Raw genomic sequence first — 13,648 nt, forward strand, 5'->3', positions numbered from 1 at the left:
CTAGCGCTATGTCGCTGCGCGAGAATCATCAATAAGGCGCTGATCGAATGGTATAATCCGCAATTACCGACCAATCCTTGCCGCCACCCTCCGCATCAACAGCACGGGCCATTTGCCCGTACACAGCGGCCAGCATGGGCAAGTCGGCCTTCAACGCGGCGGCCGCCACTCTGGCAAGCCGCAAGTCTTTAAGGCCCAGGCTGGCTTTGAACCCCGGTTCATACACCTCATCAATGATTTTTTCTGCATAGACCTGATAGCTGCGGCCGCCAAACAGCGTATTGAGTATGAGATCAAAGAATTGTGTACGGTCCAATCCATTAGCTTCCGTCAGCACCACGGCTTCCGCCATGGCTTCAATCGCCATGGTGATCATCATGTTGCAGGCTATTTTCGCCGCATGAGCGGCACTGGGTTTATCTCCCATCTGCCACACCCGTTTGCTGATGGCTGCCAGTACCGGCTGCACGCTGCGCAACGCTTCTGGCAGACCCGCAGCCAGCACGTTCAGTTCACCACGGGCGGCCACATCGGGCCGCCCCAGCACCGGAGCCGCGACATAAGCGATACCTGCACCCTGGTGGAGTGCGGTCAGCTGATGCGAAAAGCTGACTGAAATGGTGGAGGAAATGACATGGACCAGATTTGGGTTTGCCCTGGAAAGGAGATCGCCCGCAATGATGACCTCCTGGATTGCTGCATCGTCAGAAAGCAAGGTTATCGCGACATCACCTGACAGGGCCTGTTCAGGCGTATCGACTGTAGTGACGCCCTCAATCACGCGACCAGAACGGCTCCAGGCAGATACACGGTGTCCGGCAGTCACTAAATTACCTGCGATGGCACTGCCCATCGCGCCAAGTCCAATAATGCCAATATTCATAATGTTGTCCCCTGATTGATCAGATGAGGCCAGCGCGTAGGCGCACCGGTGTGATATCGGTAAACAGCCCGACATCTGCCATCACCGCCGTGGCTTCCGGAGAAGAAAAAGAAGCCTCGATAGCGGTTTCATCACGGAAAATGCATTCACAAATGGCAAGGGTGCCAGGCTGTTGCAGCGCCGGGTAAAAGGCCGAGACGCTGAGCAGGCCATAACGGGCAAATGACGCCATCACCAGCGGGAGATGTTGGCTGTTGTAATATTCCCGGTCAAAACGAGACTGCGGAGTCCCCTGATATGTCACGTAGAGGGTTACTGTTTTCATGGTTTTCTCCTGGTGAAAGTCGCTAAAAATGATTAATGCCCAGGGCGGACACCGGGTTTGAAACCCTGTTTATCAGCCCGCCATGTGACAAGCATGGCGATGACCAGCAGCAGGATCAGTACCGGCGGGAACGCCTGTGCTCCCCAGTCTTTCAACAGAATCCCGCCGACAATACCGCCGAGCGCAATCGCGCCATTCCACGCCACCACATTCATCGACAGCGCGATATCTGCCCCCTCGCCTGCGGTATCCGCCAGCGCTGTTTGCAGCAGGGTTGCGGCCCCACCAAAGGTGAATCCCCATATCGCCACACCGACATAAATCACGGCGGGAACGCTGGCAAAGGCCATGAAGGCCGCAGAGACCAGTGCGAAGATGGCAAGGCTGGCTAACACGCAGGTTCGCAGATGGCGATCCACCAGGCGTCCGGTCACGGCAATCGCCAGCAATGCAGCGAGTCCAAAAACCAGCAGAATGAGATCTACCTGCGCAGACAGACCGGCCAAATCAAGGAAAGGGGTGATGTAGGTATACAGAATGTTGTGCGCCAGCATCCAGGCGATAACCACGCTCAACACCGGACGGACCCCTTGAGTGGTCAACACCCGCAGCAGTGGCAGACGTTCATGGCGTGACTGCCCCGGATAATCGGGTACGCTGACCAGCACCCATAACACCAGGACAAGAGTCAGGACGGAGATGCCGCCAAAGGCACTTCGCCAGCCAATTATCCCTCCCAGCCATGTCCCTACGGGCAGACCCAGCGAAAGTGCTATTGGCGTACCAACCATAGCAATCGCCATAGCTTTGCCTTGCTGCTGGATGGCGACCATACGGCGCGCATAACCGGCCAACAGACTCCACGACAGCCCTGCCGCCACGCCAGCAAAGCATCGCGCCAACAATGTGAGCCAGTAGCTTGTGGACAGCGCGGTAATCGAGTTGAAGATAAAAAAGCCGGCAATCGCCAGCAACAACACGTTTCTGCGCCGCCAGCTCTGTGTCGCGATGGTCAGCGGTATCGCAGCCAGCAACGAGCCAAGTGCATAGGCGGTTACCGTCTGACCTGCCATGGAAGCAGAAATACTCAGGCCTGACGCGATTTGCGGTAGCAGCCCGGCAGGTAAGGTTTCCGTGATGATGCAGATGAAACCGGTCATCGCCAGTGCCAACAGCGCGGAAATCGGCAGCTTCTGCGTTGACGCGTTTTCATCCGAATTTGTAAAGGTGATCTGTTTCTCCATATATCCTTCAACGCTCTTTTTTATACCAATCGGTACATATTTATATGTGAACATCTGCCCACGTGACAGCGGGATCAGATGCGGAGTTTGCTATTGTGTATCGATCGATACATTAGTCAGGGAGGAATTCTTTGTCAACGACATATGTATCGATTAGTATGTTAGTCATTGTTTGCATCTGACAGGAGAGAGAGATGGCGACTATGGGCCGACCAAGAACCTTTGACAGGGATAAGGCAATCGAAGATGCCATGTTTCTTTTCTGGCAGCATGGCTATGAATCAACCTCACTCGCCCAACTAAAGGCAGGGATCAATAACGGCATCTCAGCACCCAGTTTCTATGCGGCCTTTGGCTCAAAAGAAGCGTTGTTCCGCGAGTGCGTACAGCGCTATATCTCCAGCTATGGTCAGGTGACGGAATTCTTGTGGGATACCAGTCTGTCCCCGCGTGATGCGCTTGAAACGACTCTGCGCTGTTCCGCGAAGATGCAGTGCGACGCAGGACACCCAACGGGCTGTATGGTGGGACTGGGTGTGATGAGCGCGCCTTCCGCTGAGAATGCGGCGGTCGCCGCGCCGTTAGCACGCTCGCGTGACCGTACTCGGGCAGGGGTTGCCGCGACGATTGCGCGAGGTGTTGCGAGCGGAGAGCTGTCTCAACACGCGAATGTTGACGCGCTGACAGCGATGTTCAGTACCTTTCTGTTTGGGATTTCAATTCAGGCACGAGATGGCGTCAGTATTGATGAGCTGAACAGCGCTATCACGCAGATGATGCAGATTTGGGATGGCAATCAATAAGTTCAGGCAGGCGTGATCACGGCGCATGGCCAGGAAAATCGTATACTTTATTCTTAGCGCTATGCTAAGTTCGTGATGAGTATCTGCCCCCAAGAGTGAGACGATGCATCTGATTATGGTCACCACCACCACATTCACCACGACCACCGCAACCTGCGGCGGCGTGAGTGTTTCTGTGGCAAAAACCTAAGCAGACAGAATCTCAAGCCCCGCCGCTCTGGACGGGGTTCAAAAGCTCCGTTCATTGCCGGTTTGAATGGAGACACTTCATGAAAAATGCATTACTGATTATTGATATGCAGCAGGGTTTGTTTCATGGCCCACAGATTCCCTATGCTGCCAGTGCAGTTTTAGCCAATATCAGACTCCTGATTAAAAATGCCAGAGCGTCAGGCACTCCGCTGTTTTTTGCGCGTCACACCGGCCCGGCTGGATCCCCCTTTAGTGAGCTGAGCCCTCTGACGCAACTGATACCTGAACTTGACGTCAATGTTGAACAGGACAGCGTATTTATCAAAAAATACCCTAACTGCTTCCGGGATACGGAACTGCTCCAGCAGCTTAAGCAGAGCGATATTGATCAACTGGTCATTGCCGGGATGAAAACCGAGTTTTGTGTGGATACTACCTGTCGCGCGGCTTTCGATGCCGGATTTAACGTGGTGCTCGTTTCTGATGCCCATACCACGATGGATAGTCCGGCTCTGACAGCGGATAACATTGTGCGACATCATAACCAAACGCTGGCAGGCCCGTTTGTCAGCCTGGTTACCACTGAGGAATGGGTGTTCTGTCCCTGAACGGCGTTTGTCGCTCGGGTTGCGGTAACAGAATCGTGCGCTGGCGCATTGCGGAGCAATCATTGTCCATCACTATTGTGCCTGGCTCAGGTAGCGGGGAGCTGGCACAATTACGTGGCTATTTACAGCTACGCCGGGAAGGCAGTCAACACGCTGACTTACCGGATGGCCTAACACTGAGTCAAAAATGAGTCATTTTTTTCCTGAACATGGTGCGATGCCGGTAACGGCAGTTTCGGCAGACTTCATCAATGGTCATGTTATTCCTGCGCACAGTCATGATCTCGCTCAGCTTCTTTATGCGATTGAAGGGGTTCTGGTCATCGAGACCAACGCAGGTCGCTGGGTCGTCCCGCCCAGCAGAGGCGTTTGGTTAAAAGCCGGTATCAGCCACACGGTGCGTATGCGCGGTGCAGCCAGGATGCGCAGTATTTTTGTGCAGCCCGATGCGATACCGGGACTGCCCGACGAAGACTGCGTGATTGAAGTGTCGCCGTTATTGCGAGAGTTGATTCTGGCGGCAACCAGAGTCGAGGGGGATTACCTGCCAGATAGCCGTGATGCGCGTCTGATGCGGTTTATCCTTGATGAACTGTGCACATTACCGGTTTTACCCTTCAACCTTCCCTGGCCACAGGACTCCCGCATTCTGCGCGTCTGTCAGTTGTTGGCGGCGGAACCCTCTGATGCCAGAACGGCTGAAGACTGGGCTGATCTGCTGTCGATGACGGTCAAAACCTTCCATCGCCAGTTCCATAAACAAACTGGCGTGACGTTTGGCCGCTGGCGGCAGCAGGCCAGGCTGCTTCTCTCGCTGGAATCGCTGGCACAGGGCCAACCGGTCTTACAGGTAGCATTGCAGCACGGCTATGAGAGCCAGAGTGCATTTGCGGCGGCATTCAAACGTCAATTTGGTATGCCGCCGTCGGCTTTTTATGCTTAATCGCTGCTCTTGCGCAGTACCAGCCCGGTAATGACGCAGAGCAACATGGCGATGCCCGCCAGATAAAACGCATCGCTGTACGCCATTAGCAACGCATCCCGCTGTATCTGCTGGTTGATCAGTGCCATCACCTGCAAACGTAAATGGCTTAAACCATCGCCATGAAGCGCCGTGAGGTAGCTGATGTGCTGGTGAGAGAGCCGATTCACCATCGCGACCCTATTTTCCTCGGTGCTCGCTGAGAATTGCGTGACAGCGTCACCAATTCTGGCCGCATGCAACCGGGCACGTTCCACCACTATCTGACTCGACAGCGCGATGCCTACCGCGCCGCCAACGTTTCTTACCATCGAAAACAGACCCGAGGCAGACCCCACCTGCTCTTTTTCCAGTCCCTGAATCGCCATCACCCCTAAAGCGACGACGACCAGCGACTGGCCGATGCCGCGTACCACCAGCGAGGGCACAATCACATTCGCTGCCGCATCAGGATTCAGGTGGATGTTCATCAGACATCCCAGCGCCGTAATCAGAAACCCGACGATGATGATGGTTCGTGCACTGGTCCAGCGCATCAAATGCGGTGTGGCGAAAGACATAATGAACTGAATGATGCCATAGGGGATCATCATGATGCCGATCTGGCTGGCGTTATATCCCTGCACCTCAGCAAAGTAATTCGGCACTAAAAAGACCACGCCAAATACCACGGCACCGAAGCAGAACTGCATCAGGCTGGCGATGCCAAAGTTGTAACGTCCCAGCAGGCGCAGGTTGATAAAAGGTGTTTTGCTCCTGAGCTCAACACAGACAAACCCCACCAAGCCGATCACCGCCAGCAGCGTACAGTTGATGATATAAGCAGAAGAAAACCAGTCGTTACGCTCGCCCTCCTCCAGCATGATCTGCAGTGAGGACAACCCCAGTGCCATGGTGATTATGCCCCACCAGTCTCCCTGGCGTAATCTCTCCAGCATCAGTGGCTGGGGTTTAACCGACCAGCCAATCGCTGCCAGCAACAACAGACCCGGCGGCACCTGCAAATAGAAAATCCACCGCCAGGAGTAGACATCCGTCAGCCAGCCGCCCAGTGACGGCCCGGCAGCCTGAGCAACGTTGTTGGCAACGGCAAACAGGGCCATGCCCAGCGCATGTTTTCTGGCAGGTAGCTCACTGACGATAAGTTGAAATGAGAGCGGGATCAGCACGCCGCCGAATGCTCCCTGTAACGCACGGGCAACGATCATGGTCTGGATATTCGGTGCCATTGAACAGAGGACCGAAAAGATCACAAAGCCCGTGGTCCCGGTCATCAGGACTCTGCGCATCGAAAAAATTGACACCAGCCAGCCGGTGACAGGAATGATGATGATTTCCGCTACCAGATAAGCCGTGGTGATCCATGATCCCTCTTCAAATGACGCGCCCAGCGAGCCACGTATATCCGGCAGTGAAGCATTGGTCACATGCACATTCATCCCCGCCATAAAGCAGCCCACGACGCTGCCCAGCACCGCTACCCAGGTACGCAGCGAAATGGAGGATGTGGGTTCGGTGGCCAGTTGCTTAGTCATGATGGGTATCCACGGTCACCACAACGGACATTCCGGGACGGATCTCATCTTGTGCGTTCTGTCCTGCCGTTAACCGAATCTTCACCGGCATACGCTGGACAATTTTGGTGAAGTTCCCCGTGGCGTTATCTGGCGGCAACAACGCGAACTGTGCACCTGAGGCGGGTGCAAAGCTATCCACCGTTCCACGAAAATGCCGGCCACCATAGGCATCGACGCGGATTTCCGCAGGCTGACCAATGTGCATGTGATCCAGCTGGGTTTCCTTGAAGTTGGCAATCACATAGACATTGTCAGGAACCACCGCGAGTAACGGTGCACCCGTTTCAACATATTGCCCGGCTCTGATAGCGCGCTGCCCAACAGTGCCCGTGATCGGACTGGTGATCGCGGTACTGGCTAAATCAATCCGCGCCAGTTCCCGCTGCGCTTGTGCCTGGCGCAACGCGGCATCAGCATTGTCCTGCTCAGCGACGGCCGCTTGCCGTTCACTCGCCAGCACCGCGTTCTGCTGTCGGGTGATGGCTAATGCAGCCTGTGCCTGCGTAACAGAGGCAACCATTTTTGTCATCTGCGCGTTTGCAGATTCCAGCTGTTGCTCACTGCTGACATGCTGACTGACGAGGCGCTGCTGACGCTGTGCCTCCAGCACGGCACGGGCGGATTCGGCCAGCGCTGCATGGACGGTGGCCATCGCCTCATCAACGCGGTTTTTCTGCTGTACCTGACGTGCATCGAGATTAAAAATTTGCGCCTGCCGCAGCCGTTTTTGCGCCTCTGCTGATTTCACCACCGCATCTGCCTGACTGACGCGCGCCTGATATTCATTGTCGTCAATACGGGCCAGCACCTGTCCTGCGCTGACACGCTGATTGTCCTGTACCTCGACGGCCGAGAGATAACCACTGACACGTGGCGCAAGCGTCACAATATCGGCCCGCACATAGGCATCATCGGTATCCGTCATCCAGCGGGCAGTGGTCCACCAGTAAATTCCCCACGTCAGCGCAATGATCAGAAGAAATATCATGATCATCAGGGTACGGGGACGTGGTTTTGCATAGCGACGAGTAAAGGTTTGCTTCTCAGCAACCTGTGGATTCTTGGTCATTGTTTTATTTCTCGGTTATCGACAAGGGAGAGATGGGACAGAACAGGGCTACGCTGAGGCGCGGGTAAGGGGACGGATGGCGCCTGCTGCCAGCCGCCGCCAAGGGATTTGAACAGCGCGATCTGTGTATTGATCAGTTGCGTGTCGGTGCTGGCTAACTGATGTTGAATAGCGATGTCAGTGCGTTGGGCATCCAGAAGTTCCAGGGCGGTTGCCGCCCCCTCTTTCCTGGCAATGGATGCGAGTTTTAATGCCTGTTGGCTGTCCGCCGCCGCCCGTTGTAACGCGGCATGCTGCTGCAATGCCGCGTGATAATTCGTCATACCTTGCTGCACGTCTTTCAGCGCACCAAGAATTGTGGCATCGAAATGCGCCAGAGCTGCCAGCTCATGGGCATTTGCCTGGGCAAGACGTGCACGTTGCTCACTCATATTCGGGAATGACCACGAGATAAGCGGGCCGAGACTCCATACGGTCGCTCCGCTTTTATCCCACCCAGCAGGCTGATGAGCAGAGCTGAATACGCTGCCGCCAATCGATATTTGCGGGTAGAGTTCGGCAGTCGCGACGCCGATGCGGGCCGTGGCTGCAATCAGCGCTTGCTGTGTTTGCAGCACATCAGGACGGCGGCTTAATAATGTCATTCCCTCACTATGGGGAATCGCAATGCTTGCCAGCGCAGGCGGTGACTGACATCGCATTGCCGCCTGGGGTGGGTTGTCAGGCAGCTGTCCCATGAGTACGGCCAGCTCGGCAAGAGCATTGCGGCGCGCAGCCTGTAAGGGGGGAAGCTGAGTTGCCGCCAGATCAACCTGGCTCTGCGCACGAATCACATCCAGTTCAACACCCGCGCCGGACTGATATAACTGGCTGGCGAGTTGCTGCCCCTGCGTTGCCAGCTGCAAAGAGCGCTGTGCGATGCCGATTTGTTGGGCGTAACTACAGGCACTGAGCCAGGCGCGCGTGGTTTCGGCAGCTACCAGCACGCGCGTGCCCTCCTCCTCAGCCATCACCGCCAGCGCATCGGCGTTGGCTGCATGGCTCAGGGATCGGAGACGGCCAAAGACATCAATTTCCCATTGCACATCGATGCCGATGCCATAACGTGAACCGGTGCGGATATGGTCGGATTGATTCAGGGCGGCTTCTAACTGGTCATTGGCCGTACTGCCGTATCCGGCCTGCGTATTCAGGGAGGTCGTGGGTAGACGCGCCGCATCCGTTTCATCCACCACCGCTTTTGCCGCCTGGAGATTTGCAGCAGCCATGCGCAGATCGCGATTATTCGTCAGCGCCTGTTCAACCGCGTGATTCAGATCTGCATCTTGATAGAGCGCCCACCACTTATCAGGGAAGTTTGCGCTCTGCCCGTCGAGTTTCACGGGTAAGGTAGTGATGGGGGGCTGTTCTGGCCCTGCGGTGCATCCTGCTAATAACAGGGGGAAAAAGACAACACACAATCCAGCGTACTTGTTCATTGGACAAACTCTTTAATGAGAATGCGTCCAGGTTACTAAATCGCTGCATGTCTTTATGTCGCGGATAGGACTATCATTGTCGCAGAATGGACATTCTGCCTTCTCGACAGCCTCCAGGCCAAATGGCTATCGATGATCCTCATTCAGTAGCCAGACTTCTCAGGGTATTGTTACTGCATGAGTTACTACCATGCCTAATTGGTTGGTACGCTTAGTTATCAAAATGGTTTTATCACCAAACAGATTACCATTGGGATGACACACTTTTATTTTTGTATCTAAATCAGGATCATATAAGCTGGCACCTGAACAGCTATGACGCCCGCTGGACGAATACTCATAAAGGGAAGAGTAAGTGCTGAGCTGTCCTGGTAGTAACCACGTGAGTGTTGTGAGCAGCACGTAACAGAACATGGCAAGTACAAGTATCATTCCGGCATACAGTTTCAAATAATCTTTGAGGGTATGCAGTTTCGGGCCTTTTCCCCATTTGATCAGTGCAAAAGACAAGACCACAGCGAATAACAAACTGAATACGATCATGAATCTGATAGTCGATGAGTTCAGGAAGGTTTCCGGTTCAATCTCATATCGCCAAAAGAAAAAGATGAAGATGCACGCCAGAGCCGCCAGGGTGATGGCAAATAATTTCGGATAGGAAGCTTTTCCCATTTCTCTAATACCTTCCATGGTCATGAAACTTAATATTTTCAGATATTACAACATTATCCGTTATATGAGCGGATAAAATCTTAAAACGATGAGATTTATTCTTGACGCCGCAGCAATTTCTGCAAACGCTTCCGTTGCCATCTACTGGTCAATTTATGTAGCACAAACGTGCGCATGCCACGGACAATAAGCAGTGCTCCCCAAATTACAGCTACCCAAACAGACCACAGATAATCAGGGGACTTCAGCAGGTTGAATATAAACAACAGCAGGCAGACGACGACCGCTGTGATAACTGAACGGTAAAACCGTCCCTCACTGGCCACTTTGTTATGAGCATCAGTAATGCGGCGATCAAGCGCCTCATCAATATTTTTATCTGAGCCGGTCAGTTCGGAAACACTAACGCCAAATACCGAGGCCAGCGCACTCAGTGTTTCCAGGCCCGGGCGATCACCATTTTCAATTCTCTGAACGGTACGGGTGCTGAGTCCCGCCATTTCGGCCAACTGCTCTTGTGACCATGCCCGTGCCAGACGATATTCCCTGAATTTATTGCCGTTGCTCATTCTTATTCTCCGTAGTGGTAGGTTGTCTGTGGAAAGTGTGCGCTGCACCCGCAGCCAGCAACACGATCTCAACCCGACAATAGGGCGACAGTGAGGTGACAGCATCCATTTTCAGCCTGTAGCCAGCATCAGAAGTCTAAAAGCTAAGATGTTTGCATTTCGTCCCTTAGTGACCTGAACATTATTGTAATCTTACACAGGATGGTGTTGCGGAGAATTTTGTTTGTGGAGTGGTGAATGGTCAGTATTGCATGGTCGTCGATATTGGTTCGTTGCCGACGATGTTCTGTCGAAGTGAGGGCAGAAATGATAGGGTTAACAACACCCCCGATTACCCCTACCCTCGCCTTCTATGTCACCCTAATTCTTAACAGCGTGATCTGAACGGTTCCTGTAATGACGAATGCTTGTGGGATATTGGATTTTTTAAGTTTGTTTATTATTTACACCCCCCTGTGTCTCTGGTCACTTTAACGAAAACGAAGACATTTCGAGAAAATATTTGCGTTAAATTGTCCTAAAGAAGAGTAGATTGCTGCCGATTTTATTAGTGGAGGTGTTGACCTCATTTGGCTCGGATGACATAAAAAAGGATAGTTATTGTGATCAGGTATGTGGCAACAGGGATTTATGGGTTTTGGGGGCTGTTTTTATTCTTGGCTGCGATTGAGAAGTTTGGTGATTATCTCGCAGCAGGAACTGGATTTTGGTCAATCGTAATGCTCACGATTGCCGGATTTTGCCAACTTATAGCGGCTGTCATCGCTTTCGGATGGGCAGTGTTAGCATTTGGAACCCTTAGAGCTAAGTACTTACCCTACAAACTCGTTAATAAATATACAGTACCAGCGGTAATCGTTGGATTGGCCATTGTGGCAAGTATTGCTCGATCTTCAAGTGATGAATCCAGAGCACAAAAACTGGGATTCAAAGATAGCAAAGAGTTTTCTATTGCTCGTGAAAACAACATTACCAACGTTACCGATTATGCCAAATTTGTAGACGTACAGAGAGTCAAAGCGTCTGAAAAGGCGGCTCAAGATGCGTTACTTGCCGCAGAGAAGGAACAAAAAGCAAAAGAAGAAGAGGCTAAATGCTTCGAGGATGCTTATTGCTATGCCTCGAAACATAAAGACGGGAATTATATCTGTAAGATTGCCGTTGAAAACTCTGCTCAGTATCAGTTTAAGTGGACTGATGGCATAACAGAGTCAAAATTTTCAGCATATAACTGGTATGATAAGAATAGAAAATTAGTCACTCTTTTCGGTCATCGGGCACAGGCTCAAAATGGTTTTGGTGCGTTTAAAAATATAGAATACTCTTGTACGTTTAATGCGGATACCGGAGAAGTGATAAGCGTTAATCTCCAATAAGGACATTAAAGTAAAATGCTGCCCATCTCCATGATGTGGCAGCAGCAGTGCGCACTTTAGGGGATGACTCAAGCATAAATAAGAGAGGACATCATTCTTATTTATGCTTCGTTTTTTCAGGCACATTCCACGTATCCACCTCTGAACCGAAGAAGTAAAGTGGCGTGCCAACCTACATGTTAAAGCAATTTAGCACTCCGGTAATTAAACTTCAGTAATACAGAATAGTAATTTCCCATTCACAGCTTTCACAAAAACAGGAGACAGCTATAACGCAGGTGAATCAATGTGTTGATTCTTTAGTCACTACCTTCTGACAACAGAAAATACCGGAAGTGACGGTTTGTATTCCAACCTATCATTCTCTGACTGTGACTTCTAACTCAGTTGTTATCCGGCAGATGGCGCTTCTGCACGTGGCAAAGTTGCTGCCAGACACTAACGTACATGCCGATACCTGCACGCCAGTTGTCCCAGTGTATTCGTCTGAAAGCAGTTTTTTCAAAGAATATCGTAATTTTAATTACGATATTCTTATCAACCAATAATGAACAACTCATTGAAATTATAGTTCCAGATTAGAAGTTAGTGACTTCTAATCGATCTCAACTTTTTCTACAACAAACCCCTCCTGACGAAAAAAGCCTAGCACTCGCTCAATGTTACCTATGCCCCATTGATTAGATATTGCTATAACTTCACCTGATTCCAGCTCAATCAGATCGTCGTCATTCATATGGTATCGATTTCTTCTCTCTTCATTGATGAGTTCAGCTAAGGCAATAGTACGGTTTTTTATGACGCCATTTAATTGTTTTTTTAGCTCGTCAAAGTTGGCTGGTTTATTGTTTTCTATCCAGTCAGTGAAAATCTCTAAAGCAAGGTTTCTCTTATTTAAGATAAGACCTTTGTATTGATAGTTTGAGTAGTCCTTTTCTGACCTTTTCGCACTGGCAATCTGTTCCGTGCGCTTTTCTCTGAATTTAACTTGATACTCGTTTAGCTCAGGAACTGGAATGATTTGCTCTGCATTGATTAACGTTTCACCTTTGAAACTATAGGGCGTTATTTTTACACAGCTAATATCAACACCTTTATCTCTTAACCAAATCGCCGTGGTTGTCAGTTCCTTACTAAATCCAGCTGATGCTAAAATGATTCTGACATCTTTCCCAAAATTAACTAAGTCAGTATCCTGAAGCTCAACAAAATCCAATATTTTTTCTTTGGCATCAAGATCAAGATTATTTCTTGAAATATAAGCCTGATAATATTCACAGGCCTTTGAAAAACTCATCGTAGAGATCATCGCGGCGTACCTTAAGGCCTGGAGTTCCATATGAGCGCCAATTTCGTCACGTTTCAACTCAATTACGACAAGATTTGCTTGTTTATCAATGGCTAAAATATCAATTCTGCGCCGACTATCTTCCCAATCAGAAAACTCTTCGGCGATCACCAGACAATCAGGTGCCAATATGTCTATGTTGTTTTTAATCGCCTCTTGTATATCATAACGCTCTTGTAGTCCTTCATTAGAAAATGTTGTTCTCTGCAGAGGTGTTAAGATTTTATTTGAAATGTTATATAAGGCCATAAAAACTCCTTTTCGAAACCTAATCAAGGATAATTAAATAAAATGTTTAAAGGTCACCAGTACATAATAAAGAATATACCTTTATTGCACGTTGGTTACCAATGAGAAATTTAAATCCTCTTAATACCCCAATACATTTGGCAACGTGAGTAAGGTTTAGCATTACCGAACCGTCGCTGATTCTCTTTTTCACAGGCAATAAATCACCCTTATTCATTTTATACCAGCGCACTGCTCGCTAATTGATGAGATCTCCTTTCCCCCAACCAACGT

14 protein-coding genes are annotated in these 13,648 nt (G+C 50.9%); 5 read left to right on the forward strand and 9 right to left on the reverse strand.

The features are described from left to right. Positions 1–28 precede the first annotated feature (28 nt). Genes PAT9B_RS26125 through PAT9B_RS26135 form a run of 3 tightly spaced genes read right to left on the reverse strand, consistent with a single transcriptional unit; the run spans position 29 to position 2,452 of the window. Positions 29–883, reverse strand: coding sequence for an NAD(P)-dependent oxidoreductase (locus PAT9B_RS26125; protein WP_013512286.1), 855 nt, complete (start codon positions 881–883; stop codon positions 29–31). A 19-nt stretch (positions 884–902) separates the two neighbouring features. Then, on the reverse strand, positions 903–1,208 hold the full coding sequence (locus tag PAT9B_RS26130) for an EthD domain-containing protein (RefSeq protein WP_013512287.1): 306 nt from the start codon (positions 1,206–1,208) through the stop codon (positions 903–905). Positions 1,209–1,240: 32 nt separating this feature from the next. Continuing rightward, positions 1,241–2,452, reverse strand: coding sequence for an MFS transporter (locus PAT9B_RS26135; protein ID WP_013512288.1), 1,212 nt, complete (start codon positions 2,450–2,452; stop codon positions 1,241–1,243). A 194-nt stretch (positions 2,453–2,646) separates the two neighbouring features. Here PAT9B_RS26135 and PAT9B_RS26140 point away from each other — a divergent pair, with 194 nt between their 5' ends. The 4 genes from PAT9B_RS26140 to PAT9B_RS26150 all read left to right on the forward strand — a co-directional run bounded on the left by PAT9B_RS26140 (position 2,647) and on the right by PAT9B_RS26150 (position 4,998). Further along, positions 2,647–3,255: a TetR/AcrR family transcriptional regulator gene (locus PAT9B_RS26140; RefSeq protein WP_013512289.1), complete on the forward strand. Its 609-nt coding sequence runs from the start codon at positions 2,647–2,649 to the stop codon at positions 3,253–3,255. Positions 3,256–3,524: 269 nt separating this feature from the next. After that, entirely contained in the window at positions 3,525–4,055 is a 531-nt protein-coding gene (locus PAT9B_RS26145; protein ID WP_013512291.1) for a cysteine hydrolase family protein, read from the forward strand. Next, positions 4,037–4,246 carry a DUF3224 domain-containing protein gene (locus PAT9B_RS30815; protein WP_071883948.1) on the forward strand — a complete coding sequence of 70 codons (210 nt, stop codon included), beginning with the start codon at positions 4,037–4,039 and terminating at the stop codon, positions 4,244–4,246. Before PAT9B_RS26145 ends, PAT9B_RS30815 begins: the two co-directional genes overlap by 19 nt. After that, positions 4,243–4,998, forward strand: a complete 756-nt coding sequence (locus tag PAT9B_RS26150; RefSeq protein WP_013512292.1) for a helix-turn-helix transcriptional regulator — start codon at positions 4,243–4,245, stop codon at positions 4,996–4,998. The genes PAT9B_RS30815 and PAT9B_RS26150 overlap by 4 nt, the downstream gene beginning before the upstream one ends. Here the strand turns inward: PAT9B_RS26150 and PAT9B_RS26155 are convergent. From PAT9B_RS26155 to PAT9B_RS26175, 5 genes are all read right to left on the reverse strand, one after another. After that, positions 4,995–6,572, reverse strand: coding sequence for a DHA2 family efflux MFS transporter permease subunit (locus PAT9B_RS26155; protein ID WP_013512293.1), 1,578 nt, complete (start codon positions 6,570–6,572; stop codon positions 4,995–4,997). The genes PAT9B_RS26150 and PAT9B_RS26155 overlap by 4 nt on opposite strands. Then, positions 6,565–7,683 (reverse strand): HlyD family secretion protein, encoded by a 1,119-nt coding sequence (locus tag PAT9B_RS26160; RefSeq protein WP_013512294.1) that lies wholly within the window; start codon positions 7,681–7,683, stop codon positions 6,565–6,567. The genes PAT9B_RS26155 and PAT9B_RS26160 overlap by 8 nt, the downstream gene beginning before the upstream one ends. Beyond that, a complete protein-coding gene (locus tag PAT9B_RS26165) occupies positions 7,680–9,161 on the reverse strand; it encodes a TolC family protein (RefSeq protein ID WP_013512295.1) in 1,482 nt (493 codons plus the stop codon). The genes PAT9B_RS26160 and PAT9B_RS26165 overlap by 4 nt, the downstream gene beginning before the upstream one ends. 159 nt (positions 9,162–9,320) lie before the next feature. Then, on the reverse strand, positions 9,321–9,857 hold the full coding sequence (locus tag PAT9B_RS26170; protein WP_049792255.1) for a hypothetical protein: 537 nt from the start codon (positions 9,855–9,857) through the stop codon (positions 9,321–9,323). Between the two features lie 71 nt (positions 9,858–9,928). Then, positions 9,929–10,402: a helix-turn-helix domain-containing protein gene (locus tag PAT9B_RS26175; protein WP_013512297.1), complete on the reverse strand. Its 474-nt coding sequence runs from the start codon at positions 10,400–10,402 to the stop codon at positions 9,929–9,931. A gap of 602 nt (positions 10,403–11,004) precedes the next feature. Here PAT9B_RS26175 and PAT9B_RS26180 point away from each other — a divergent pair. Then, on the forward strand, positions 11,005–11,778 hold the full coding sequence (locus PAT9B_RS26180) for a hypothetical protein (protein ID WP_013512298.1): 774 nt from the start codon (positions 11,005–11,007) through the stop codon (positions 11,776–11,778). Between the two features lie 595 nt (positions 11,779–12,373). On the opposite strand, the gene PAT9B_RS26185 is transcribed toward PAT9B_RS26180, so the two are convergent. Next, positions 12,374–13,375, reverse strand: coding sequence for a membrane protein (locus PAT9B_RS26185; protein ID WP_013512300.1), 1,002 nt, complete (start codon positions 13,373–13,375; stop codon positions 12,374–12,376). Positions 13,376–13,648: the final 273 nt, after the last annotated feature.

It is taken from the genome of Pantoea sp. At-9b (assembly GCF_000175935.2).
Classification (GTDB): domain Bacteria; phylum Pseudomonadota; class Gammaproteobacteria; order Enterobacterales; family Enterobacteriaceae; genus Pantoea.

Bases quoted from the DNA above. Each gene is read 5' to 3' on its own strand.
- PAT9B_RS26150 (WP_013512292.1), top strand. From the start codon at position 4,243: ATGAGTCATTTTTTTCCTGAACATGGTGCGATGCCGGTAACGGCAGTT.
- PAT9B_RS26145 (WP_013512291.1), top strand. From the start codon at position 3,525: ATGAAAAATGCATTACTGATTATTGATATGCAGCAGGGTTTGTTTCAT.
- PAT9B_RS26135 (WP_013512288.1), bottom strand. From the start codon at position 2,452: ATGGAGAAACAGATCACCTTTACAAATTCGGATGAAAACGCGTCAACG.
- PAT9B_RS26155 (WP_013512293.1), bottom strand. From the start codon at position 6,572: ATGACTAAGCAACTGGCCACCGAACCCACATCCTCCATTTCGCTGCGT.
- PAT9B_RS26185 (WP_013512300.1), bottom strand. From the start codon at position 13,375: ATGGCCTTATATAACATTTCAAATAAAATCTTAACACCTCTGCAGAGA.
- PAT9B_RS26140 (WP_013512289.1), top strand. From the start codon at position 2,647: ATGGCGACTATGGGCCGACCAAGAACCTTTGACAGGGATAAGGCAATC.
- PAT9B_RS26160 (WP_013512294.1), bottom strand. From the start codon at position 7,683: ATGACCAAGAATCCACAGGTTGCTGAGAAGCAAACCTTTACTCGTCGC.
- PAT9B_RS26175 (WP_013512297.1), bottom strand. From the start codon at position 10,402: ATGAGCAACGGCAATAAATTCAGGGAATATCGTCTGGCACGGGCATGG.
- PAT9B_RS26170 (WP_049792255.1), bottom strand. From the start codon at position 9,857: ATGACCATGGAAGGTATTAGAGAAATGGGAAAAGCTTCCTATCCGAAA.
- PAT9B_RS26165 (WP_013512295.1), bottom strand. From the start codon at position 9,161: ATGAACAAGTACGCTGGATTGTGTGTTGTCTTTTTCCCCCTGTTATTA.
- PAT9B_RS26125 (WP_013512286.1), bottom strand. From the start codon at position 883: ATGAATATTGGCATTATTGGACTTGGCGCGATGGGCAGTGCCATCGCA.
- PAT9B_RS26130 (WP_013512287.1), bottom strand. From the start codon at position 1,208: ATGAAAACAGTAACCCTCTACGTGACATATCAGGGGACTCCGCAGTCT.
- PAT9B_RS30815 (WP_071883948.1), top strand. From the start codon at position 4,037: ATGGGTGTTCTGTCCCTGAACGGCGTTTGTCGCTCGGGTTGCGGTAAC.